A 20,546-nucleotide genomic window follows, 5' to 3' on the forward strand; every position below is an offset into this window, starting at 1 on the left:
CATGCTGCAGATACTCGCCATCACCGCGCCGATCTTCATCCTTATCGGCCTGGGCTTTCTCTCCGCACGCTTCGGCCTGGTGACCCAGGTCCAGGCCCAGGGCATGGGCCGCTTCGTCATCACCTTCGCGCTGCCGGCGCTGGTGGTCCACGCGCTGCTGCAGCGGCCCCTGGGCGAGGTCCTCGACCTGGGCTACCTGCTGGCTTACGGGCTGGGCTCGCAACTGGTGTTCTGGGGCGGCCTGCTGTTCACCCGGCTGGTGCGGGGCGAGCCGTTGAGCGCATCGGCCATCACGGCGCTGGGGATGTCGGTGTCCAACAGCGGTTTCATCGGCTACCCCATTGTCGCCCTGGTGGTCGGCCCTACGGCGGGGGTGGCCCTGGCGCTGAACATGCTGGTGGAGAACCTGCTGATGATCCCCCTGGCCCTGGGCCTGGCCGAGATGGGCCAGCAGGGCGGCAGCCGCCTGCGCGATGCGCTGCGCGACACCTTCCTGCGGCTGCTGCGCAACCCGGTGATCATCGGCATCAGCGTCGGCCTGCTGCTGGCGCTGCTGGAGGTGCGGCTGCCCGCGGTGCCGGCGCGGGTGGTGGACATGCTGGCCTCGGCTTCCGCCCCGGTGGCGCTGTTCGTCATCGGCGCCAGTCTGCTCGGCCTGCGTGCCGGCGGCCTGCTGGCGGACGTGGCGCAACTGAGCCTCGGCAAGCTGGTGCTGCACCCGCTGGTGGTGCTGCTGTGCTTCCAGCTGCTGCCGCCGACGGACCCGATGCTGAAGGTGGCCGGGGTGCTCTTCGCCAGCGCGCCGATGATGAGCATCTACCCCATCCTCGGCCAGCGCTTCGGCCAGGAAGGGCGCTGCGCGGCGGCGCTGGTGGCCTGCACCGTGCTGGCCTTCGGCAGCATCAGCCTGTTCATCGGCCTGATGCACTGAGCGCTGCGCAGTGCCAGCCCCGGGCGCGCGGATGGCGCGCCGGGGTGGTGGCGTCTGCGGGGGGAGGTGGGCACTGCCTTGTGGGCAGGGCCCTGCCCGGAAGGGCGCGGCACCTGATCGAACCGCGCGCTCCCCGGCGGCGCAGAACGTACGGACGGCCGCGCCGGGGGTCAATTGCGATTATCGAACTTCGGTTCGATAATCGACCGCCTGCTGCGACCGCGACTCCACACAGGACAACAACAATGACCGAAGAAACGCGTGCTCCCCTGACCCCCCTGGCGCCGCCCATCGTCGCCTCGCCGGCCAAGCGCATCGAGGCCTTCACCGGGGACCCCAACTTCATGACCTCCCTGGCACGTGGCCTGGCGGTGATCCACGCCTTCCAGGAGCGCAAGCGCCACCTGACCATCGCCCAGATCAGCCACCGCACCGAGATTCCCCGCGCCGCCGTGCGCCGGTGCCTGCACACGCTGATGAAGCTGGGCTACGTCACCACCGACGGGCGCACCTATTCGCTGCTGCCCAAGGTGCTGACCCTGGGCCACGCCTACCTGTCCTCGACGCCCTTGGCGGTGACGGCCCAGCCGATCCTCGACCGCCTCAGCGAGCAACTGCACGAGGCCTGCTCCATGGCCACCCTGGAAGGCGACGAGATTCTCTACATCGCCCGTTCGGCCACGCCCCAGCGGCTCATCTCGGTGGACCTCAGCGTCGGCAGCCGCCTGCCGGCCTACTGCACCTCCATGGGCCGCATCCTGCTGGCCGCCCTGGACGACGCGGCCCTGGATGACTACCTGGAGCACGCCGACCTGCAGGTGAAGACCAGCCGCACCGTCTGCACCCCCGACGGCCTGCGCGCCAGCGTCGAGGAGATCCGCCGCCAGGGCTGGGTGATCATCGACCAGGAGCTGGAAATGGGCCTGCGCTCCGTCGCGGTGCCGCTGAAGGACTCCGCCGGCCAGGTGCTGGCCGCGCTGAACGTGGGCACCCACGCCGGCCGGGTGTCCCGTCAGGAGCTGGAGAACCGCTTCTTGCCGGTGCTGCTGGAAGCCAGCAAGGAACTCAGTACCCGCCTGTTCCACTGAGGTGACGCTGCGCGGCCGGGAAGGCCGCGCCCACCCGGCTGAACCTGTTCGACTATCGAACGCTTTGCCGATTATCGAATTGAACCCCCGGGGCGCTCTCCGTAACGTCTGCACAGCCCGCCGCCTGGCGGTCGGGCCCATAAGAACAATGAGAGACCGTTCCTGCCGCCACCGAGCGGCCGTGCACGCCCTCATTCCTGTCCAGTCCGAGCCGGTCCCGGTCGTCACCTTGCAAGAGGTCGCGGGTGCCAGGCCCCAGCAGGAATCCTTGCATGACCAGCCAAGCCCACGTGCCCGTTGCGGGCACCCTCGATGTCCAGCGCTTCATCAATGCCCAGCCGTTGTCCGCCTACCAGTGGCGCGTCGTCCTGCTGTGCTTCCTCATCGTCTTCCTCGACGGCCTCGACACCGCTGCCATGGGCTTCATCGCCCCGGCCCTGACCCAGGAGTGGGGCATCGACCGTGCCAGCCTCGGCCCGGTGATGAGCGCCGCGCTGATCGGCATGGTCTTCGGTGCCCTCGGTTCCGGCCCGCTGGCCGACCGCTTCGGGCGCAAGCTGGTGCTGGTGGGGGCGGTGTTCCTGTTCGGGCTGTTCAGCCTGTTCTCGGCCTTCAGCGCCAACGTCGACCAGCTGCTGGTGCTGCGCTTCCTCACCGGCCTGGGGCTGGGGGCGGCGATGCCCAACGCCACCACGCTGCTCTCCGAGTACACCCCCGAGCGCCTCAAGTCGCTGCTGGTGACCAGCATGTTCTGCGGCTTCAACCTGGGCATGGCCGGGGGTGGCTTCGTCTCCGCCAAGCTGATCCCGGCGTTCGGCTGGCACAGCCTGCTGCTGATCGGCGGCCTGCTGCCGCTGCTGCTGACCCTGGTGCTGCTGTTGTGGCTGCCCGAGTCGGCACGCTACCTGGTGGTGCGCAACAAGGGCGATGAACGCGTTCGCCGCGTGCTGGCGCCCATCGCCCCGAGTGAAGTGGCCGTGGCCAGCGGCTTCAGCGTGCCGGAGCAGCAGACGGTGCAGAGCCGCAACGTGTTCCGGGTGATCTTCTCCGGCACCTACAGCGCCGGCACCCTGCTGCTGTGGCTGACCTACTTCATGGGGCTGGTGATCGTCTACCTGCTCACCAGCTGGCTGCCGACCCTGCTGCGCGACAGCGGCGCGAGCCTGGAGCAGGCCGCCTCCATCGGTGCACTGTTCCAGCTGGGCGGGGTGCTCAGTGCGGTGGGCGTGGGCTGGGCGATGGACCGTTTCGACCCGCACCGGGTGATCGGCGTGTTCTACCTGCTGGCCGGGGTCTTTGCCTGGCTCGTCGGCCAGAGCCTGGGCCAGATGACCCTGCTGGCCACCCTGGTGCTGGTGGCGGGCATGTGCATCAACGGCGCGCAGTCGGCCATGCCGTCCCTCGCGGCACGCTTCTACCCGACCCAGGGCCGCGCCACCGGTGTGTCCTGGATGCTCGGCATCGGCCGCTTCGGCGCCATCCTCGGTGCCTGGATCGGCGCCACCCTGCTGGGCCTGGGCTGGAACTTCGAGCAGGTGCTCACCGCCCTGGTACTGCCGGCCGCCCTGGCCACCGCCGCCGTGCTGGTGAAGGGCCTGGTCAGCCACGCCGACGCCACCTGATCCCGCCTCAGCCCTCGGGCGGCTGCCAGCCGCCGCCGAGGGCCTTGTAGAGGCTGACGCTGGCCTGCAGTTGCGCGAGGCGCACCTGCACGGCGGCGTCTTCGGCCTGGAACAGGCTGCGCTGGGTCTCCAGCACCGTCAGCCAGGTCTCCGCTCCTGCCCGGTAGCGGCGTTCGGCCAGTTCGAACGCCTGCCGGGCGCGGTCGCGCTCTTCGGCTTGCCAGCGTTGCTGGTGGGCGCTGCCCTCCAGGGCCAGCAGGGCGCGTTCGACGTCGGCGAAGGCGTTGACGATGGCGCCCTGGTAGGTGGCCAGCAGCTCCGCCTGGCGCGCCTGGCGTTGCTGGTGCACGGCGTCCAGGCGGCCGGCGTTGAAGATCGGTGCGCTGAGGGCCACGCCCAGGTTGGTGTAGGGGTTGCGCAGCAGGTCGGGGAACTGGTCGGCACCGCTGCCCAGGGCGGCGGTGAGGCTGAGGCTCGGCAGCAGGGCGGCGCGGGCCACGGCGATATCGGCCTCGGCGGCGGCCAGGCGGGCTTCGGCGGCGGCGATGTCCGGGCGCCGGGCCAGCAGCGCGCTGGGCAGGCCGGGGTCGAGGGTTGGATTGGCGAGGCGTTCGAAGCCCTGGTCGCTGACCTGCAGCTGCTGCACGGGCTGGCCGAGCAAGGCGGCGAGGGCGACCCGGGCCTCCTGCTGCTGTTGCCGGAGGCGTGCGTGCTCGCGTTCGCGGGCGGCCAGCAGGCCCTGCTGCTGGGCCAGCTCCACGGTGCCGGCGGCACCGGCGGCATGCCGGGTCTGCACCAGTTCCAGGACCTGGCGGGCGTTGTCGCGGTTCTGCCGGGCGATCCGCTGCTGCTCCGTGAGGGCCTGGAGCGTGAGGTAGGCGCTGGCCACGGCGCTTTCCAGGGTCAGCTCCAGGGCGGCCTGGTCGAAGCGGCTGGCGGCGTAGCCCTGTTCGGCACTGGCCAGGGCGGCGGCCTTGCCACCCCACAGGTCGAGTTCGTAGCTGGCGTTCAGCAGGCCGCCAAAGCTGTGGTAGCGCGGCTGCTCGCGGCTGGCATCCAACTGGCTGTAACCCGGGCCGCGGAGCAGGCGTTGCTGGTTGGCGCTGAGGTCGGCCTTGAGTTCGGGCAACAGCGGTGCGCGGGCCTGGGTGACGGCGGCCCGGGCCTGGCGCAGGCGGGCGCGGCCGGCGGCCAGGTCGTGGCTGCCGGCGCGTGCCGTCTGGACCAGGCGCTCCAGGGCCGGGTCGTTGAAGTGACGCCACCAGTCGCGGACGCTGACGGCCGCATCCGGGACGGCTGCCTGCCACCGGGGTGGCGGGGTGAGGGCGGCGGGTTCGACCGGCGCCTGGCGGGTGCAGGCGGCCAGGGTCAGGCACAGCAGGGCGAGGAGGGGCTTGGCGTCGGTCATGGTTGGGTGAGTGCGGTTACCGGGTCGAGGCGCGCGGCCTTGCGGGCCGGCATGTAGCCGAACAGGACGCCGGTGGCCAGGGCGCAGCCGAAGGCGCCGAGGGCGGCGAGCAGGGAGAAGCCCAGGGCCACGTCGGTGAGCAGCAGCAGGCCGCCCACCAGGCCGGCCAGCAGCAGGCCGAGCCCGCCGCCGGTGATGGAGAGCAGCGAGGCCTCGGTGAGGAACTGGCGGAGGATGTCGCGCTGGCGGGCGCCGGTGGCGATGCGGATGCCGATCTCGCGGGTGCGTTCGCGCACGGTCATGAGCATCACGTTCATCACGCCGATGCCACCCACCAGCAGGGAGATGGCGGCGATGGCGGCGAGCATCAGCGAGAGGCTGTTGCGGGTGCTGGCCTCGGCCTGGATCAGGGCGGCGTTGTTGGTCAGCTCGAAGTCCCGTACGCCCCGGTGCAGGCGCAGCAGCAAGCGGTCCAGCGCCGCTTCGGTGGCCTGCACCCGGCTGGCATCGGCAGCGGCGACCACGACGAACGCCGGGTCGGGCTTGCCGAACAGGCGGATGCTGGCGGCGGAGTAGGGCACCACCACCTGGTTGTCGGCATCTTCGTCGCCGGAGCTGGCGCCCTTGGCCACCAGGGTGCCGATGACGCGGAATGGCACCTGGCCGATGAGCAGGTCACGGCCCACCGGGTCGAGGCCGGGGAACAGGGTGTCGCGCACCTTCTGCCCGATCACCGCCACCGGCGCCGCTTCGGCTTCTTCCCGGGCGTCGAAGTAGCGCCCGCTGGCCACCGGCCAGTTGAGGATCTCGGGGAAGTCCACGCCGTTGCCGCGCACGTAGGGGGTGATGTCGCGGTTGCCGTAGCGCACCAGCAGTTCGCCACCGATCACCGGCATGATCCGCCGCACCTGGGGCAGGGTGGACAGCGCGGCGATGTCGTCGAGGGTGATAACCCCTTCCGGCAGCCGAGGCGCTGGGGGGTAGCCGGAGAGGTAGATGATGTTGGAGCCGAAGGCGCCCATCTGCGCCATGACCTGGCGCTTGCTGCCCTCACCGATGGCCAGCATGACCACCACCGAGGCGACGCCGATGACGATGCCGAGCAGGGTCAGTGCGGTGCGGAAGCGGTTGACGCCCATCATCCGCCAGGCGGCGCGCAGGGCATCGAGCAGCTCGCCGGCCCAGACGCCGGCGGGGACGAGGCTGGGCTGCTCCAGGCGTTCGCGCAGCTGGCTGGCGGGCCGTGCCCGGGGGCTGATGGCGGGGTCGGTGCCGCTGTCGCTGAGGATCTGCCCGTCGCGCACTTCGATCACCCGTCGGGCCCGTGCCGCCACCTGGCGGTCGTGGGTGATCAGCAGCAGGGTGTGGCCTTCGGCGGACAGGGCGTCGAGCAGGTGCATGACGTCTTCGCCGCTCTGGCTGTCCAGTGCGCCGGTGGGTTCGTCGGCGAGGATCACGTGGCCGCCGTTCATCAGCGCACGGGCGATCGAGACCCGCTGCTGCTGGCCCCCGGAGAGCTGGTGCGGGCGGTTGTCGCTGCGGCTGCCCAGGCCCAGGCGCTGCAGCAGGTCGCGGGCGCGGGCGGCGCGTTGCGGGGCGGGGGTGCCGGCGTAGAGGGCGGGCACTTCGACGTTCTCGCGGGCGGAGGCGGCGGGGATCAGGTGGTAGCCCTGGAAGACGAAGCCGAAGGCTTCGCGGCGCAGCCAGGCCAGGGCGTCGGCGTCGAGCTGCGCCACGTCGCGCCCGGCGAAGCGGTAGTGCCCGTCACTGGGGCGGTCCAGGCAGCCGAGGATGTTCATCAGGGTGGATTTGCCGGAGCCGGAGGCGCCGACGATGGCGACGTATTCGCCGGCCTGGATGCACAGGGAGACGCCGCGCAGCACCTCCACCTCGGGGGCGCCGTTGCCGCCGTAGCGCTTGCGGACGTCCTGCAGCTCCAGCAGGGGCGGTTCGCCGTTCATCCTTCGTGGGCCTCGTCGCCTACCAGCAGCCGTTCGCCTTCGGCCAGGCCGGTGAGCACCTGGACGCGCATGCGGTCCCGCAGGCCGATGCGCAGCTGGCGTTCCTCGACGGCGCCGCGCTCGTTCACCACCCGCACGCGGTCGCCGTCGCGCAGGGCCGCCAGGGGGATGGTCAGGGCGTTGCGGGCGTGGCCTTCGACGAACTGCACCTGGGCGGTCATGTCGGTCATCAGGGCGCCGTCGGGGTTGTCCACGTCCAGCAGCACGGTGTAGAGCACCACGCGGCCGCCACCGGCGGTGGGGCTGCCGCCGCCCTGGCTGAGCTGCTCCAGGGGCCGTGGCGGCAGCGGCAGGATCTGCCGCACCTTCGCGTCCCAGCGCCGTCCGCCGCCGCCCAGGGTGCTGAACCAGGCGGGCATGCCGGCCTGGATGCGGCCGATGTCGGCTTCGGACACCTGGGCCCAGAGGGTCATGGGCGAAAGCTGGGCGATGCGCAGGATGAGCGGGGTCTGCTGCTGGGCGTTGAGGGTCTGGCCGACCCGCGCGTCCAGGGCCACCACGGTGCCGGAGAGGGGCGCATAGATGCGCGTGTAGCCCAGTTCGGCTTCGTCGCTGCGCAGGGTGGCGCGGGCCTGGTCGATCTGGGCGCGGATCATGTCGATGCGGGCGCGGGTGGCGCGGACCTGGGCCTGGGCCACCTGCAGGTCTTCTTCACGGCCGGCGCCGCCGGCGAGCAGGGTGCGCTGGCGGGCGTGCTGCTGGTTGGCCAGGTCGTGCTGGGCGCGCTGCTCGGCGAGCTGGGCTTCGAGGGTCTGGATGGAGTAGCGCCCGGCATCCACCTTGGCCTGCTGGGTGGACGGGTCGATCTCCACCAGCAGGTCGCCCTGGCGCACGCTGTCGCCGGGCTCCACGTGGAGCTTGAGGATCTGCCCGGAGGCCTGGGCGCCGACATCGACGTAGTGCCGGGGCTGCAGGGTGCCGAGGGCGCTGACGCTGCTCTCCAGGTCCGCCAGGGTGACGGCGACGCTGTCCGGGTGGGCCGACCGTGGGGCTTGGGTCCAGGCCACCAGGGCCAGCAGGGGGAGGGCGAGCAGGGGCGCGGCGAGCAGCTGTCGAGGTGTGGGCATGCGGGGCTTCCGGGCTGGCTGACGACCCGCGACCGCCGGTGCGACGACCACGGAGGGCTGCCTGGGAAACGGATGGAGGCCCGGGGGATTTAGTCCGGAGGGATAGCCAGGGGTGCCGGCTCAGCGGGCGTGGATCACCACGCGGCCGTCGTCCTGGGTAGCCAGGCGGATCGGCAGCACCTTGGGCAGGGCCTTGACCAGGCTGCCGATGTCCTGGGTGCTGTAGATGCCGCCGATGCGCTGCTCGCCGACGCCGGCATCGCCGAGCACCAGGGGGTGGTCGAGGTAGCGGTTGATCAGCGGCAGGGCGTCGGCCAGGGGCAGGTCGTCCAGCACCAGTTTGCCGTCGCGCCAGGCCAGGGCCTTGCCGGGGTCTGCCGCGCCGACGCGGGGCTGCAGGTCGCCGGGGCGGAAGGCGGCCTGCATGCCGGGGGAGAGGTTGCTGTCGTTGCCGTGGCGGGCACTGCGCACCTTGACCGAGCCTTCGGTGACGGTGACCACGACGTTGTCCTGGTAGGTCCAGACGTTGAAGCGGGTGCCGGTGACGGTGATCGAGCCGGCCCCGGCATTCACCACGAAGGGGTGCTGCGGGTCGCGGCTGACGTGGAAGTAGGCTTCGCCACGGGACAGGTCCACCCGGCGTTGGTCGATGAAGCTGGCATAGCTCAGGCGGCTGCCGAGGTTCAGCTCCACTTCGCTGCCGTCGTCCAGGGTGAAGCGCTGGATGCTCGCGTCGGCGCTGTAGCGGTGGTAGCTGTCCGGCACCCAGCCGGCCAGCCAGCCGCTGTAGGCCGCCAGGGGCAGGCCGACCACCGCCAAGGCCAGTGCGCGGGCGTGGCGGGCGAGGAAGCTGCGCCGCCGCACGGGTGTGGCCGGGCGCTGCTGCGGGGCCGGGGCGGGCCGGGGTGGCGTCGGGCGTGCAGCCTTGCCGAGAGGTGCGGTGCTGGGCGGCAGGTGGGCGCTGAGCTCCCAGATCTCCAGCATTTCCGCGTATTCCAGGGCGTTGGCCGGGTCGCTGTCGATCCAGGCCTGGAACTCGGCGCGCTCCTCGGCGGTGCAATCCTCGGCGTGCAGTCGCATGCACCAGTGGGCGGCGACTTCGACCAGGGGATCGCTGGGGGCGGGGGAGGTGGCTTTGTTCATCGGGCTTACCGGTTTGACCTGGGTTCCATGGTGATCTGAAGGCGATCCGTCGTTGAGGCTTAAATCTTGATGAGAATTATTATAAATTTAGTTCATTTCAGACTGCCAGCATCGTAGGACGATGGGCGTTGATCTCGCTCAACTGGTGTGGCCGCGTGGAACGCGGCCGGGGGACGCCTTGGAAAACTACTATCGGGAGCTGCTGCGTTTCCTCCAGTCCAGGCTCGGAGACCGCCAGGCAGCAGCGGATGTCGCCCATGACGCGTATTTGCGGGTGATGGAGCGTGCGAGTCAAGAGCGCATCGAGTCGCCACGGGCCTTTCTCTACCGCACGGCACTCAACCTGGTGGTGGACGAACACCGGCGCAGCGTCATCCGCCGCAACGAGCCGCTGGAGGTGCTGGACGAGGAGGAGCGCTTCCACGCGCCATCGCCGCAGCGCCTGCTGGCCCGCGATCAGCGCCTGTCGATGCTCGGGCGGGCCCTGGACGAATTGCCCCAGGCCTGTCGCGATGCCTTCCTGCTGCGCAAGCTGGAAGGCCTGTCCCACGGGGAGATCGCCGAGCGCCTGGCGATTTCCCGCAGCCTGGTGGAGAAGCACATCGTCAATGCGATGAAGCACTGCCGGCTGCGCATGCGCGAGTGGGAGGCCGGTTGAGCCGCCGGTAAATTTCCCCGCCCAGTCCTCGTTCCTTGTCAGCAGGCGGCCACCGGGCCGTCCCCCATGACAGCCGCGGTCCGCGACGGCCCGCCAGCAGAGGACACAGGACATGACCCAGCCCCTCAACACCGCCATCCACGACCTGATCGGTATCGGCTTCGGCCCTTCCAACCTAGCCCTGGCCATCGCCCTGCAGGAGCGTGCCGCCAGCGGGCAGGGCGCTCTGGACGCGCTGTACCTCGACAAGCAGGCCGACTACCGCTGGCACGGCAACACCCTGGTGAACCAGAGCGAGCTGCAGATTTCCTTCCTCAAGGACCTGGTGACCCTGCGCAACCCCACCAGCCCGTACTCCTTCGTCAACTACCTGCGCCAGCACGACCGCCTGGTGGACTTCATCAACCTCGGCACCTTCTACCCCTGCCGCATGGAGTACAACGACTACCTGCGCTGGGTCGCCGGCCAGTTCGCCGACCAGTGCCGCTATGGCGAAGAAGTCCAGGCGGTGGAGCCGCTGCTGGAGGGCAACCAGGTGCAGGCGCTGCGGGTGGTCTCCCGCGATGCCAACGGCCAGTCCCAGGTACGCACCACCCGCGCGGTGGTGCTCAGCGCCGGCGGCACCCCGCGCGTGCCCCAGGCCTTCCGCCACCTCAAGGGCGATGCGCGGGTGTTCCATCACGCCCAGTACCTGGAGCGCATCCAGCAGCAGCCGTGCGCCAGCGGCCAGCCGATGCGCATCGCCATCGTCGGCGGCGGGCAGAGCGCTGCGGAGGCCTTCATCGACCTCAACGACAGCTACCCGAACGTGCAGGTGGACGTGATCCTGCGGGGCTCCGCCCTCAAGCCGGCGGATGACAGCCCCTTCGTCAACGAGGTGTTCTCCCCCGAGTTCACCGACCTGATCTTCAGCCAGCCCACCGCCGAGCGTGAGCGGCTGATCCGCGAGTACCACAACACCAACTACTCGGTGGTGGACCTGGACCTGATCGAGCGCATCTACGGCATCTTCTATCGGCAGAAGGTCTCCGGCTCGCGCCGCCATGCCTTCCGCAACCTCAGCGCCGTGGAGCGGGCCACCGCCACCACCGATGGCATCGAACTGGTGCTGCGCCACATTGCCACTGGCGAGCAGAGCAGCCACCGCTACGACGCGGTGGTGCTGGCCACCGGGTACGAGCGCCAGGCCCACCGCGAGCTGCTGGAACCCCTGGCGCCCTGGCTGGGTGATTTCGAGGTGGCCCGCGACTACCGCCTGCGCACCGACGACACCTTCCGCCCCGCGCTGTACATGCAGGGCTTCTGCCAGGCCAGCCACGGCCTCAGCGATACCCTGCTGTCGGTGCTGCCGATCCGTGCCGACGAGATCGCCGCCTCCCTGCACCAGCACCTGGAGCCCGCCGGTGCTGCCGGGCGTACCGCGCCGAGCTACGCCATCGCCGGCTGACCACCCCGCGCCGGCTTCGTCCGGCGCGTTCCCTTTCTCCGCGAGAACCCCCGATGCTCATGCGCACCCTTGTCGCCGGGGCCGCAGCCTTGCTGCTGGCGCCGTGCCTGTCCCATGCCGCCGATGCCGGTGGCGACACCCTGATCCGCTGGACCGCCTACGGCGTGCCGCATATCCGCGCGGCTGACGAACGTGGCCTCGGGCGTGGCATCGGCTATGCCTACGCCCGCGACAACGCCTGCCTGCTGGCCGAAGAGATCATCACCGCGCGAGGCGAGCGGGCCCGCTGGTTCGGCGCGGACGGGCAGTCCTCCGCCGGCCTGGCCAACGTCCCGTCCGACCTCTTCTTCACCTGGCTGAACGCCCCTGAGCGGGTCGCCGGTTTCCGCCGTGCCCAGACCGACGAGGTGACCGAGCTGCTGGCCGGTTATGCCGAGGGCTTCAACCGCTACCTGGGCGAAGCCGATGCCGGCCGCACCCACTGCCTCGGCCAGGCCTGGCTGCGCCCCATCGAAACGGATGACCTGGTCCGCCTGACCCGGCGCCTGCTGGTGGAGGGCGGTGTCGGCCAGTTCGCCGAAGCCGTGGTGGGCGCCGCACCGCCCGGGCGGCAACAGGCTGCTCGGGACAGCGGCCACACCCTCGCGCGGGTCGAAGGCTTCCGCCTGGACCGGGGCAGCAACGCCGTGGCCGTGGGCCGCCAGCGCAGTGCCGACGGCCCGGCCATGCTGCTGGCCAACCCGCACTTCCCCTGGAGCGGGGCGCTGCGTTTCTGGCAGCTGCACCTGACCATCCCCGGCAAGCTCGACGTGATGGGCGCCGCGCTGCCCGGCCTGCCGGTGGTCAACATCGGCTTCGGCCAGCACCTGGCCTGGACCCACACCGTGGACACCTCCGCGCACTTCACGCTGTACCGCTTGGAGCTGGACCCGAAGAACCCGGCCCGTTACCGCGTCGACGGCCGCTACGAGCCCATGACCCGCACGCGCCTGCAGATCCGGGTGCGGCAGCCGTCCGGTGAGCTGGTCACCCAGTCCCACGACCTCTACGAATCCCGTTTCGGCCCGCTGCTGAACTGGCCCGGCAAGCTGGACTGGTCGGCCAGTGAAGCCTGGGCCCTGCGTGACGCCAACCTCGGCAACACCCGCGTGCTGCAGCAGTGGTACGCGATGAACCAGGCCCGCGACGTGAACGCCCTGCGCGCCAGTGTCGAGCGCCTGCAGGGCATTCCCTGGGTCAACACCCTGGCGGTGGATGACCGGGGCCGCGCGCTGTACATGAACCAATCCGTGGTGCCGCACCTGCAGCCCCGGCAGCTCGCCGAGTGCGTCATCCCGCAACTGGCGGAGCAGGGCCTGCCCGCCCTGCAAGGCAATCGCAGCGCCTGCGAATGGCAACGGGAAGCCGGGGCCGCCCAGGCCGGCATCACCCCGGCCGCGCAGTTGCCCGTGCTGCTGCGCGAGGACTTCGTGCAGAACTCCAACGACAGCGCCTGGCTGACCAACCCGGCGAGCCCCCTGGTGGGCTACTCGCCCCTGGTGAGCCGGGAAACGCCGATCTCTCACCGTGCCCGCTTCGCCCTGGGGCGCTTGCAAGGCCAGCAGCCGCTGCGGGCGGACGACCTGGCGGCAATGGTCACCGACAACCAGGTGGGCCTGGCCGGCGAACTGCTGCCGGAACTGCTGGCGCTGTGCAAGGCCCACGCCGGCGAAGCGGACCTGAGCCGCGCCTGCGCTGCCCTGGTCGACTGGGATGGCAAGGCGCGGGTGGACAGCGGCCTCGGCATGCTGGTGTTCCAGCAGGCGGCCCAGGCCTTCCTCGAACTGGACGACGGCTGGCAGCACCCCTTCGACCCCGCGCGCCCGCTGGACACCCCCAGCGGCATCGCACAGGCCGCCCGCGAACCGCTGCGCCAGGCCCTGGTGGCCGCCAACGAGGCCCTGGCCGCCTCGGGCGCCCCCGCCGATGCCCGCTGGGGCGACCTGCACCAGGTCACCCGCGGCGCCCGAACCTTCCCCATGCCCGGTGCAGACGGCCACCTGGGCGTCTATAACGCCATGCAGAGCGAACACCAGGGCGACCGCCTGGAAGTGGTCAGCGGCACCAGCTACCTGCAACTGGTCACCTTCGACGCCAACGGCCCCCGCGCCCGAGGCCTGCTGGCCTTCTCCCAGTCCAGCGACCCCGGCTCGCCCCACTACGCCGACCAGACCGCCCTGTTCGCCGATAACCCCTGGCAGCCGCTGCCCTTCAGCGACAGCGAAATCGATGCTGACCCGGCACTGGAGCGCAAAGTGCTGCAGCGCGAGTGATGCTTGGCGGCACGTTCTGGTAAAACCTCGACTCAGCCAGCGCTATGCGCTGGCTGAGTTTTTTGTGGGTACGCATTGGGCGGGACTTTGTTGGGGGTAGGCGCCTGATTAATACGTCCGGGCTACTCGGCGAGTGAATTTTCGAGCGTAATGGTGAAGGATTTTGCGGGTCACCAAAATGCGAGTCAGGTTATGTGACTTGAGTTCTTAATGGAGGATGAAAGGTGCTTGATTGTTTTGAAGTTTCCATCAAGCAAAAGCTGGATTTGAATGTTGTCCGTTCAGCGCTGGCAGAGTGTCTGGGTGTGCCTGTAGAAAATTTGGTTGATGAGTCCGAGTACTGGGGATTGCCTGATTCGGGGCGGGAGTCTTCGGTATCTCTGCGCGTCTATTTCAGTGATGTTGGTTATGGGGTTTTGATAACCGGTTTGAGCGTTCTGGATGTTCGTGATGAGAAGCTGTGGGCGCTGGCTGATTGCCTATCGAAGAAGTTGGGGGCAGACGTTGCGGTGGGGGATTACCGTGATGAAGTTGAGGGCTACCCGGACAGGGTAGTGGTCTTCTCCCCCGATGGCACAAAGGCATTCGGTATTGGTATCTCTGATCCTGAGGGCAATTTCGAAGTGGAGCTGTTGCCAGGGTGAATGGGGCCTTTGAACGTGGCGCTCCTTTAAAGCTTCAGAAAATTTGAAGTATCTCTACGCCTGTTCAAAAACACAGCGCAACTCGTGGCGCTGTTCAGCCTGTCGAGCCTGTAATATGCGAAGCGGCTTCTGTGAGCTGCTTGCAGAGGTCAGACAATGAAAAACAAGCGGGTGATCTGATCGCTTCTGGACAGCGTGTTCACTTCAAAGCCGGTGAAGGCCGACCGTAAGTACGGGCTACTTCAGGCCCTTCTGAAGGGAGCATTTATATGAATGGAAATACAAGGGACACAATGAAGAAATTAGCTTTTTTTCTGCCTATTGCAGCATCGCTTGCGATGATGGGCTGCGCCGGTCTTGCGCAGCAGTCTAGTACCAGGCTCGACCGGATAGTCAGTGGGCCTTTGCATGACGGCAGCATATTTCGCGAAGGCGACAAGCTTAACTTCGAGATCAGTGAGAGTCGCAGCGCCGAGGGCGATATGCCGCAAGCGGCACAGATCGAGGCCTCCTGCTCAAGCGATGAAGCTCGCTTGATCTATCTGGATGGCCCTCAGGGTCGCCGCTATGTAGGAGGTGTCGAGTACCAGCGCCCACAGCCGGTCACCGGTAAACTCAGCCAGGCGCTGCGCGAGAATGTGAGCTTCCGGCAGGCATGCGCCGATACACAGCAGCCAGACTGGCGAGTGGTGCGCGGCGGTGAGTCGAAGACCTGGATTTTAGTGGACGCCAATAGTCTCAGTAGCCAGTCCGGAATCATCCGATTCTGGGGTGGTTTCGACTATCCGAGTATCCGTCTGGACTTGCCCTACAACGCCCCCTATGGGCAAAAACGTGAGCACTTTGCTCTCGATTGCGCCGGGCAGACCTACAAACTGCTAGCCGGCTACGATCTCGATGTGGGCAATCTGGTGACCGACGGTAAAGTGTTCGACAACCCTATTGCTCAGCCCATTGCTTCAAGCACCGCGGACTATGCGTTGCTTTTTGCGCAGGTCTGCGCAGCGCCTGAGCGGCTTGGACAACTGGCCTCGTTCGAGCCACGGACCAAAGCCCCCGTATCCCTCGATATGCCGTCTGTACGCCCAGAAGTGCTGGGCGCGATTGACGCACTGAAGATGCCCGCGCCCATTAAGAAATTGAGCTACCTGAAGATCGGAGGTACCTCCACCTATCAGGGCAAGACATCTTCCTTATTGGAAGAGAAGTTCCTGTCTGATGATGCGCAAAGTGGTCAGATAAAGGAGGTCCTTCGCGGGAAAAGCTACGAAGCCAGCGAAGTTACCTGGCGAGGCCTGATCGAGTTGGCGAGCAGTTCCAAGTTCACGCGGATGACTGATACCAGCTGGCTCAAGGAGTTGGATTTTTCCGGAGATTGGCAGGCTATGCCGGTGGGGGCTCAGCTGAGCTACAGCACAGTTGAGCTGAAGCTGAACAGTGTTGTTGGCGAATACGGTGGCGAGCGCGAGGTGACCCGTTGCACGGTGGAGCGGAGCTTGTCGGCCAGCGAGTTGCATATTGGTTTGAGTGGCCAGGCCAAGGAGTTGAGTTGCCGTATAGGTGGCGACAAGTACGAGCGGGTATTTCACCATGTCTATCTGGTCGACTATGGCTACTTCCTCTCAATGAAGACCGATAAGAACGTCTTCTACTACGATGATCGTCGTCTTGTAGACGTTAAGTAGTTTGGTCTGCTGATGAAGGCTCCCTTACCGGCTAGCTGGTAAGGGGGTTGCTGTTTGCCGGCTCAGTCCGTTTGTTCTCAAACCTTGGTCTGTCTAGGGCCATTCAAGATAGCCACCCTTCAAAAGCCCGGGGATTGCCATGGATATCGACCTGGCACGTACCTTTCTCGAAATCGCCCGCAGCGGCAGCTTCGTCTCGGCGGCGGAGCGTTTGCATGTGACCCAGACCGCCATCACCGCGCGGGTGCAGAACCTGGAGGGGCAGCTTGGCTGCCGGCTGTTCGTGCGCAACCGGGCCGGGGCGCGGTTGACGCCGGAGGGGGAGGTGTTCGTCGGGCACGCCACGCAACTGGTGAAGACCTGGGAGGCCGCCCGGCGTGACCTGCCGCTGCCCAAGGGCTACCGCGACCTGCTGGCCATCGGCGGTGAGGTGAGCCTGAGCAACCCGCTGTTGCTGGGCTGGATGACCCGCCTGCGTGAACGGATTCCGTCCCACGCGGTACGGGTGGAGGTGGCCGCCGGCCAGCACCTGCAGCAGCAGATCGAACTGGGGCTGCTGGATGCGGCGCTGGTCTACCAGCCCGAGTACTGGCCGGGCATGCAGGTGGAGTTGCTGCTGGAGGAGAAGCTGGTGCAGATCCGCTCCAGCCGTGCGCCCGAACCCTACGTGCAGGTGGACTGGGGCCCGCGCTTCCGCCAGCAGCACGATGCGGCGCTCCCTGACCTGGCGCGGGCGGCGGTTTCGGTGAACCTCGGGCCGCTGGCCCTGCAGTTCATCCTGCAGAACGGCGGCTCCGGCTATTTCCGCACGCGGGTGGTGCAGAGCTACCTGGACAGTGGCGTGCTGGAGCGGGTAGAGCGGGCGCCGGAGTTCACCTACCCGACCTACCTCGTTTATTCCCGTGACCGTGATTCGGCGCTGTTGCAGCAGGCCATCGGCGTGCTGCGCGAGGTGGTGGCCGACGACATCGACTGGTCCCAGCGCTGGGATGCGGTGCTCTGAGCGGCGGGTTCAGGCCCGCCGCGCGAGGGGATGGGCGTCGCTGACGTCGTCGCGGTCTTCTAGGAACTCGGTGGGTGCGGTGCCATTGGCATTGAGCTGGAACACCCGCGTCGGCCGCCCATCGCTATCGAAGAACACCTGGCCCAACCCGGCGCCGTTCCACAGGCGTTCCCCCGCGCGGCTGTGGGCCGGTGTGTGGGGCACCACCTTCATGCGGCGACGCTGGGTGAACCAGTTGAGCGGCGAGCGGGGCGCGTAGAGCCAGCGGTTGAGGCGGTCGAACAGGTCCAGCAGGCGGTGGGGGAATTCGTTCTTCACGCCGCTGCTGGTGATCTGCCAGATCTGCGGGCCCTGCTGGCGATGGCGGATGAGCACGCGGTAGACGAAGGAGTAGTGCACGTCGCCGGAAAGGATGGTGTAGCTGCCCGGCGTGCGTGAGTGACGGAAGATGTTGAGGATCACCTGGGCGGCACCGCGATGGGCCATCCAGTTTTCCGCGTCCACCAGCAGCGGGTGACCGAGCCAGGTGAAGACCCGCTGCACGGCCTCGATCAGCTTCACGCCGAACACCGGGGCCGGGGATACGACGATGGCCGAGGGATGCCCCAGCAGCGCCTGTTGCAGCTCGCACAGGGCCTCCCAGTCCAGCAGGCCGGACGGCCGCTTGAGGTCGACTTCGCTGCGCCAGCGGCGGGTGCGGGTGTCCAGCACCCGTAGCGGTGGCTGGGTGTCCAGCTCGTACTGCCAGCCGTTGAAGGCCAGCAGGCGGCCGATCAGGCCGTCGAGCTGCGTGCTGTCCAGCCGGCCATGGGGATCAGGGCTGGCGCACAGCGCGGCGAGTTCATCCTGCAGGTCATCGAAGGCGTCTGGATCGTTGCCCCAGCCCTGGCAGAGCAGGTAGGCGAGCAGGGCATTGCCGATGATGCGGCGGGAGAAGGGGTGGCCGTAGGCCGTCTGCTCCCACTGGGCGGAGAGGTTCCAGTCATCGGTGATGTCATGGTCGTCGAAGATCATCAGCGTCGGCAGGTGCGCCAGCACCCGCGCCACGCCCGGCAGGCCGGCGACGAAGCCTTCGAGGCGCGTGGCTTCGAGGTGGTAGCGTTCCGCCTCGGGCGCGTCCAGTGCACCTCTAAAAACTACCTGCGTTGCCATCGCGGCGTTAAAAACAGGCTCAAAATGCTCATTTACCCCGCGTAAACTGCGCTTTTTCGCCTGTTTTTGCCTTGCGCTGTCTGCCTCGCTTACGTTTTTAGAGGCGCCCTCCAGTGCGGACATCTGCGGTGCCACCAGCGTCCAGGGCACCGGCGACCAGACCAGCAGGTACATGGCCAGCACTTCGGCGAGGGTGACGAGGTGGTTCTCGGCGTTGCTGCTGGTGAAGATTGGCTTGCGCGCGCCGCCGAAGAAGCGCTCGCGCAGGGTTTCGTTGCTCTCCAGGGCCGGCAGCAGGTCGGCGCGCCGGTAGTAGCTGGCGGGGTGCTGGTAGAGCGCTTCGCTGTCGCTCACCACGGCGCCCTCCAGGTACTCCCCGTAAAGGCCCAGGCGCTCGATGAGCGAGTGGATGGCGAACAGCATAGGCCCGGCCACGTCGTCGGCGTAGATCTGGTCCCCGCTGAGCATGAGCAGCGCCGGGCGTTGTTCCGGCAGGGGCCTTTCGGCCAGCAGGCGGTCAGCGCAGAGCAGCCCGTCGGGGGCAGGGTGATGAGGCTTGCGGCAGGAGCCGTGGAGCAGGTGGTCGATGCGCGAGCGCAGCACGAAGTCGGGCCGGGTGGCCTCGCCGTAGAGCAAGTGCGGCGCCCACTCGGCAATGCCCTGGCCGTCGATCAGCAGGTCGTAGGCGATGGGCGTGTCCTGGGGCAGGGACGCCTCCAGTTGCAGGTCGATCAGGTGCACATGCGCGTGCCGGCCCACCGCAAGGATGCGGCATTGCCGGGCGTCCAGGCCGTGGCGCTGGGCCTGGCCGTCGACCTCCAGCAGCAGGACGGGTTGTAACGGGCGCGTGGCCACCAGCCAGAACACCAGGCGCCGGGGTTCGGCGCGGCGCAGCAGGGGGCCGGCCAGGACGGTGGGCAGGGCGGTCAGGGGAGCATCGGCAGGCATCGGTACCACGGTTTTGGGAAAGCGGTTGGGCATAGTACGACAGCGAAGCGGCCTGTTCATCGCCGCTTGGACCGCATCGAGCCACCCGGGTGCCGTGGTCAGGCGGACTTGCGTGATACCCCGTGTGTCAGCGGCGCCGGGGCCGCATCCTTCAACCAGTGCCGGTAGAGCCCGCCGATGAGGTCGCTCTGGGTCACCAGGCCCACCAGACGGCCTTGTTCGTCCTGCACGGGCAGGCCGTGCAGGCCCTGGTCGGAAAGCAGGGAGACCAGGGCGCCGATGTCGGTGTCGGGGCGTACGCTGCGCACCTCCCGTGTCATCAGCTGGCGCACGCGTACCTGCTGCGGGCGCAGGCGGGCGAGCAGCGAGACGGACGGGTCGCGATGGCCGTGGTGCAACAGGTCGGTGGGGGTGACCACGCCCACCAGGGCGCCGTCGGCGTCCAGCACCGGCAGCAGCTTGATGCGGTGCTGGCGGAACAGCTTCCAGGCGTCGGCGAGGCTCGCGTCGGGGGACAGGGTGCGCAGGTCGCGGGACATGATGTGTTCGGCCGTGACCCGGCCCATGCCGCGCCGCAGGGCGACCCGTTCGGTCTGGCGCAGCAGGCGTTCGAGGTCGTCGCGGGTGATGTCGACGAACTCGCCGAAGTCCGCCAGGGCCTGGTCGAGGTCGGCTTCGGCGAAGCCGGCCCGCTCGCTGGGCAGCGGGTCGTCCGTGAGGTGGCTGTCGTTGCGCGGTTGCGCCGGGGCGTTGACCAGGGCGCCGCGGGTCAGGCGGTTGTAGGCCAGGGCGCTGATGATCAGCACCGCCGAGCCCATCAGCACCGGCCAGGCCACGCCGAAGCCCAGGGCTTCGAATGCCGGGCCGCCCAGGGCCACGGCCACCGCCAGGGCGGTGCCCGGCGGGTGCAGGCAGCGCAGGCTGTACATGGCCAGGACGGTGAAGGCCATGCTCAGGGTGGCGGCCAGCACCGTGTGGTCGATCCACAGGCCGCAAGCGGTGCCCACCAGGGCCGCCACCAGGTTGCCGAGCAGCACCGACCAGGGCTGGGCCAGGGGGCTGCTGGAGACGGCGAACAGCAGCAGCGAGCTGGCGCCCAGGGGCGCGGCCAGGCGCAGGGTGACGTCGAGGCTGAACAGGTGGCTGGTGACCAGGCAGCACAGGGCGAGGCCGACGCAGGCGCCAAGGGAGGCGCGCAGCCATTCGGTGGGTGGTGCGGTACGGGGGACGGGGGCGAGGCGCCTGGACCAGCGGCGCCAGCGACTTTCCGGGGGCATGACGAGTCTCGTAAAAAAGGGGGCCGGAGCGGCCCCCAGGGAAGTCCCACTGCGTGCGCGGGATCGGTGGCCTCGCCGGAGCGCGACGAGGCGAACGGGGCGCATCCTACGGGGGCGTGATCCATCGCTGCCAATGAATG

At 68.5% G+C, this 20,546-nt stretch carries 15 protein-coding genes; 9 read left to right on the forward strand and 6 right to left on the reverse strand.

What is annotated here, in order from left to right; all coding sequences use genetic code 11:
• Window position 1: 1 nt before the first annotated feature.
• The 3 genes from RTK35_RS10080 (at window position 2) to RTK35_RS10090 (ending at window position 3,641) form a co-directional block, all read left to right on the forward strand.
• Entirely contained in the window at window positions 2-931 is a 930-nt protein-coding gene (locus RTK35_RS10080) for an AEC family transporter (RefSeq protein WP_074972087.1), read from the forward strand.
• 245 nt (window positions 932-1,176) lie between these two features.
• Window positions 1,177-2,019, forward strand: a complete 843-nt coding sequence (locus RTK35_RS10085) for an IclR family transcriptional regulator C-terminal domain-containing protein (RefSeq protein ID WP_044399529.1) — start codon at window positions 1,177-1,179, stop codon at window positions 2,017-2,019.
• A gap of 272 nt (window positions 2,020-2,291) precedes the next feature.
• Window positions 2,292-3,641, forward strand: a complete 1,350-nt coding sequence (locus RTK35_RS10090; RefSeq protein ID WP_044399527.1) for an MFS transporter — start codon at window positions 2,292-2,294, stop codon at window positions 3,639-3,641.
• Window positions 3,642-3,648: 7 nt separating this feature from the next.
• Here RTK35_RS10090 and RTK35_RS10095 read toward each other — a convergent pair whose 3' ends face one another.
• From RTK35_RS10095 to RTK35_RS10110, 4 genes are all read right to left on the reverse strand, one after another.
• Window positions 3,649-5,049 (reverse strand): efflux transporter outer membrane subunit, encoded by a 1,401-nt coding sequence (locus RTK35_RS10095; protein ID WP_316907907.1) that lies wholly within the window; start codon window positions 5,047-5,049, stop codon window positions 3,649-3,651.
• On the reverse strand, window positions 5,046-7,010 hold the full coding sequence (locus RTK35_RS10100; protein ID WP_316907908.1) for a MacB family efflux pump subunit: 1,965 nt from the start codon (window positions 7,008-7,010) through the stop codon (window positions 5,046-5,048). Before RTK35_RS10100 ends, RTK35_RS10095 begins: the two co-directional genes overlap by 4 nt.
• Window positions 7,007-8,137 (reverse strand): efflux RND transporter periplasmic adaptor subunit, encoded by a 1,131-nt coding sequence (locus RTK35_RS10105; RefSeq protein WP_074972096.1) that lies wholly within the window; start codon window positions 8,135-8,137, stop codon window positions 7,007-7,009. The genes RTK35_RS10100 and RTK35_RS10105 overlap by 4 nt, the downstream gene beginning before the upstream one ends.
• Window positions 8,138-8,257: 120 nt before the next feature.
• Window positions 8,258-9,280: a FecR family protein gene (locus tag RTK35_RS10110; protein ID WP_316907909.1), complete on the reverse strand. Its 1,023-nt coding sequence runs from the start codon at window positions 9,278-9,280 to the stop codon at window positions 8,258-8,260.
• 178 nt (window positions 9,281-9,458) lie between these two features.
• Between RTK35_RS10110 and RTK35_RS10115 the strand changes: the two genes are divergently transcribed.
• From RTK35_RS10115 to RTK35_RS10140, 6 genes are all read left to right on the forward strand, one after another.
• Complete coding sequence (locus RTK35_RS10115; protein ID WP_044399498.1) at window positions 9,459-9,938, forward strand: sigma-70 family RNA polymerase sigma factor; 480 nt, start codon at window positions 9,459-9,461, stop codon at window positions 9,936-9,938.
• A 112-nt stretch (window positions 9,939-10,050) separates the two neighbouring features.
• Window positions 10,051-11,385: a lysine N(6)-hydroxylase/L-ornithine N(5)-oxygenase family protein gene (locus RTK35_RS10120; protein ID WP_074972101.1), complete on the forward strand. Its 1,335-nt coding sequence runs from the start codon at window positions 10,051-10,053 to the stop codon at window positions 11,383-11,385.
• 59 nt (window positions 11,386-11,444) lie between these two features.
• Entirely contained in the window at window positions 11,445-13,697 is a 2,253-nt protein-coding gene (locus RTK35_RS10125) for an acylase (protein ID WP_269473709.1), read from the forward strand.
• A gap of 224 nt (window positions 13,698-13,921) precedes the next feature.
• A complete protein-coding gene (locus tag RTK35_RS10130; RefSeq protein ID WP_182850206.1) occupies window positions 13,922-14,341 on the forward strand; it encodes a hypothetical protein in 420 nt (139 codons plus the stop codon).
• 293 nt (window positions 14,342-14,634) lie between these two features.
• A complete protein-coding gene (locus RTK35_RS10135; RefSeq protein ID WP_316907910.1) occupies window positions 14,635-16,026 on the forward strand; it encodes a hypothetical protein in 1,392 nt (463 codons plus the stop codon).
• A 139-nt stretch (window positions 16,027-16,165) separates the two neighbouring features.
• On the forward strand, window positions 16,166-17,029 hold the full coding sequence (locus tag RTK35_RS10140) for a LysR family transcriptional regulator (protein ID WP_044399492.1): 864 nt from the start codon (window positions 16,166-16,168) through the stop codon (window positions 17,027-17,029).
• A 9-nt stretch (window positions 17,030-17,038) separates the two neighbouring features.
• Here the strand turns inward: RTK35_RS10140 and RTK35_RS10145 are convergent, their stop codons facing one another.
• Both RTK35_RS10145 and RTK35_RS10150 read right to left on the reverse strand, forming a co-directional pair.
• Window positions 17,039-19,129, reverse strand: coding sequence for an alkaline phosphatase family protein (locus tag RTK35_RS10145; protein WP_316907911.1), 2,091 nt, complete (start codon window positions 19,127-19,129; stop codon window positions 17,039-17,041).
• Window positions 19,130-19,227: 98 nt separating this feature from the next.
• Complete coding sequence (locus tag RTK35_RS10150) at window positions 19,228-20,406, reverse strand: CBS domain-containing protein (RefSeq protein WP_316907912.1); 1,179 nt, start codon at window positions 20,404-20,406, stop codon at window positions 19,228-19,230.
• Window positions 20,407-20,546 lie beyond the last annotated feature (140 nt).

This window comes from Pseudomonas sp. zfem003, assembly GCF_032621675.1.
Classification (GTDB): Bacteria; Pseudomonadota; Gammaproteobacteria; order Pseudomonadales; family Pseudomonadaceae; genus Metapseudomonas; species Metapseudomonas otitidis.

What these genes read in the sequence shown, in the direction of transcription:
- RTK35_RS10145 (WP_316907911.1), bottom strand. Translation starts at nt 19,129, where the DNA reads ATGCCTGCCGATGCTCCCCTGACCGCCCTGCCCACCGTCCTGGCCGGC.
- RTK35_RS10110 (WP_316907909.1), bottom strand. Translation starts at nt 9,280, where the DNA reads ATGAACAAAGCCACCTCCCCCGCCCCCAGCGATCCCCTGGTCGAAGTC.
- RTK35_RS10150 (WP_316907912.1), bottom strand. Translation starts at nt 20,406, where the DNA reads ATGCCCCCGGAAAGTCGCTGGCGCCGCTGGTCCAGGCGCCTCGCCCCC.
- RTK35_RS10140 (WP_044399492.1), top strand. Translation starts at nt 16,166, where the DNA reads ATGGATATCGACCTGGCACGTACCTTTCTCGAAATCGCCCGCAGCGGC.
- RTK35_RS10080 (WP_074972087.1), top strand. Translation starts at nt 2, where the DNA reads ATGCTGCAGATACTCGCCATCACCGCGCCGATCTTCATCCTTATCGGC.
- RTK35_RS10120 (WP_074972101.1), top strand. Translation starts at nt 10,051, where the DNA reads ATGACCCAGCCCCTCAACACCGCCATCCACGACCTGATCGGTATCGGC.
- RTK35_RS10100 (WP_316907908.1), bottom strand. Translation starts at nt 7,010, where the DNA reads ATGAACGGCGAACCGCCCCTGCTGGAGCTGCAGGACGTCCGCAAGCGC.
- RTK35_RS10095 (WP_316907907.1), bottom strand. Translation starts at nt 5,049, where the DNA reads ATGACCGACGCCAAGCCCCTCCTCGCCCTGCTGTGCCTGACCCTGGCC.
- RTK35_RS10090 (WP_044399527.1), top strand. Translation starts at nt 2,292, where the DNA reads ATGACCAGCCAAGCCCACGTGCCCGTTGCGGGCACCCTCGATGTCCAG.
- RTK35_RS10105 (WP_074972096.1), bottom strand. Translation starts at nt 8,137, where the DNA reads ATGCCCACACCTCGACAGCTGCTCGCCGCGCCCCTGCTCGCCCTCCCC.
- RTK35_RS10125 (WP_269473709.1), top strand. Translation starts at nt 11,445, where the DNA reads ATGCGCACCCTTGTCGCCGGGGCCGCAGCCTTGCTGCTGGCGCCGTGC.
- RTK35_RS10085 (WP_044399529.1), top strand. Translation starts at nt 1,177, where the DNA reads ATGACCGAAGAAACGCGTGCTCCCCTGACCCCCCTGGCGCCGCCCATC.
- RTK35_RS10135 (WP_316907910.1), top strand. Translation starts at nt 14,635, where the DNA reads ATGAAGAAATTAGCTTTTTTTCTGCCTATTGCAGCATCGCTTGCGATG.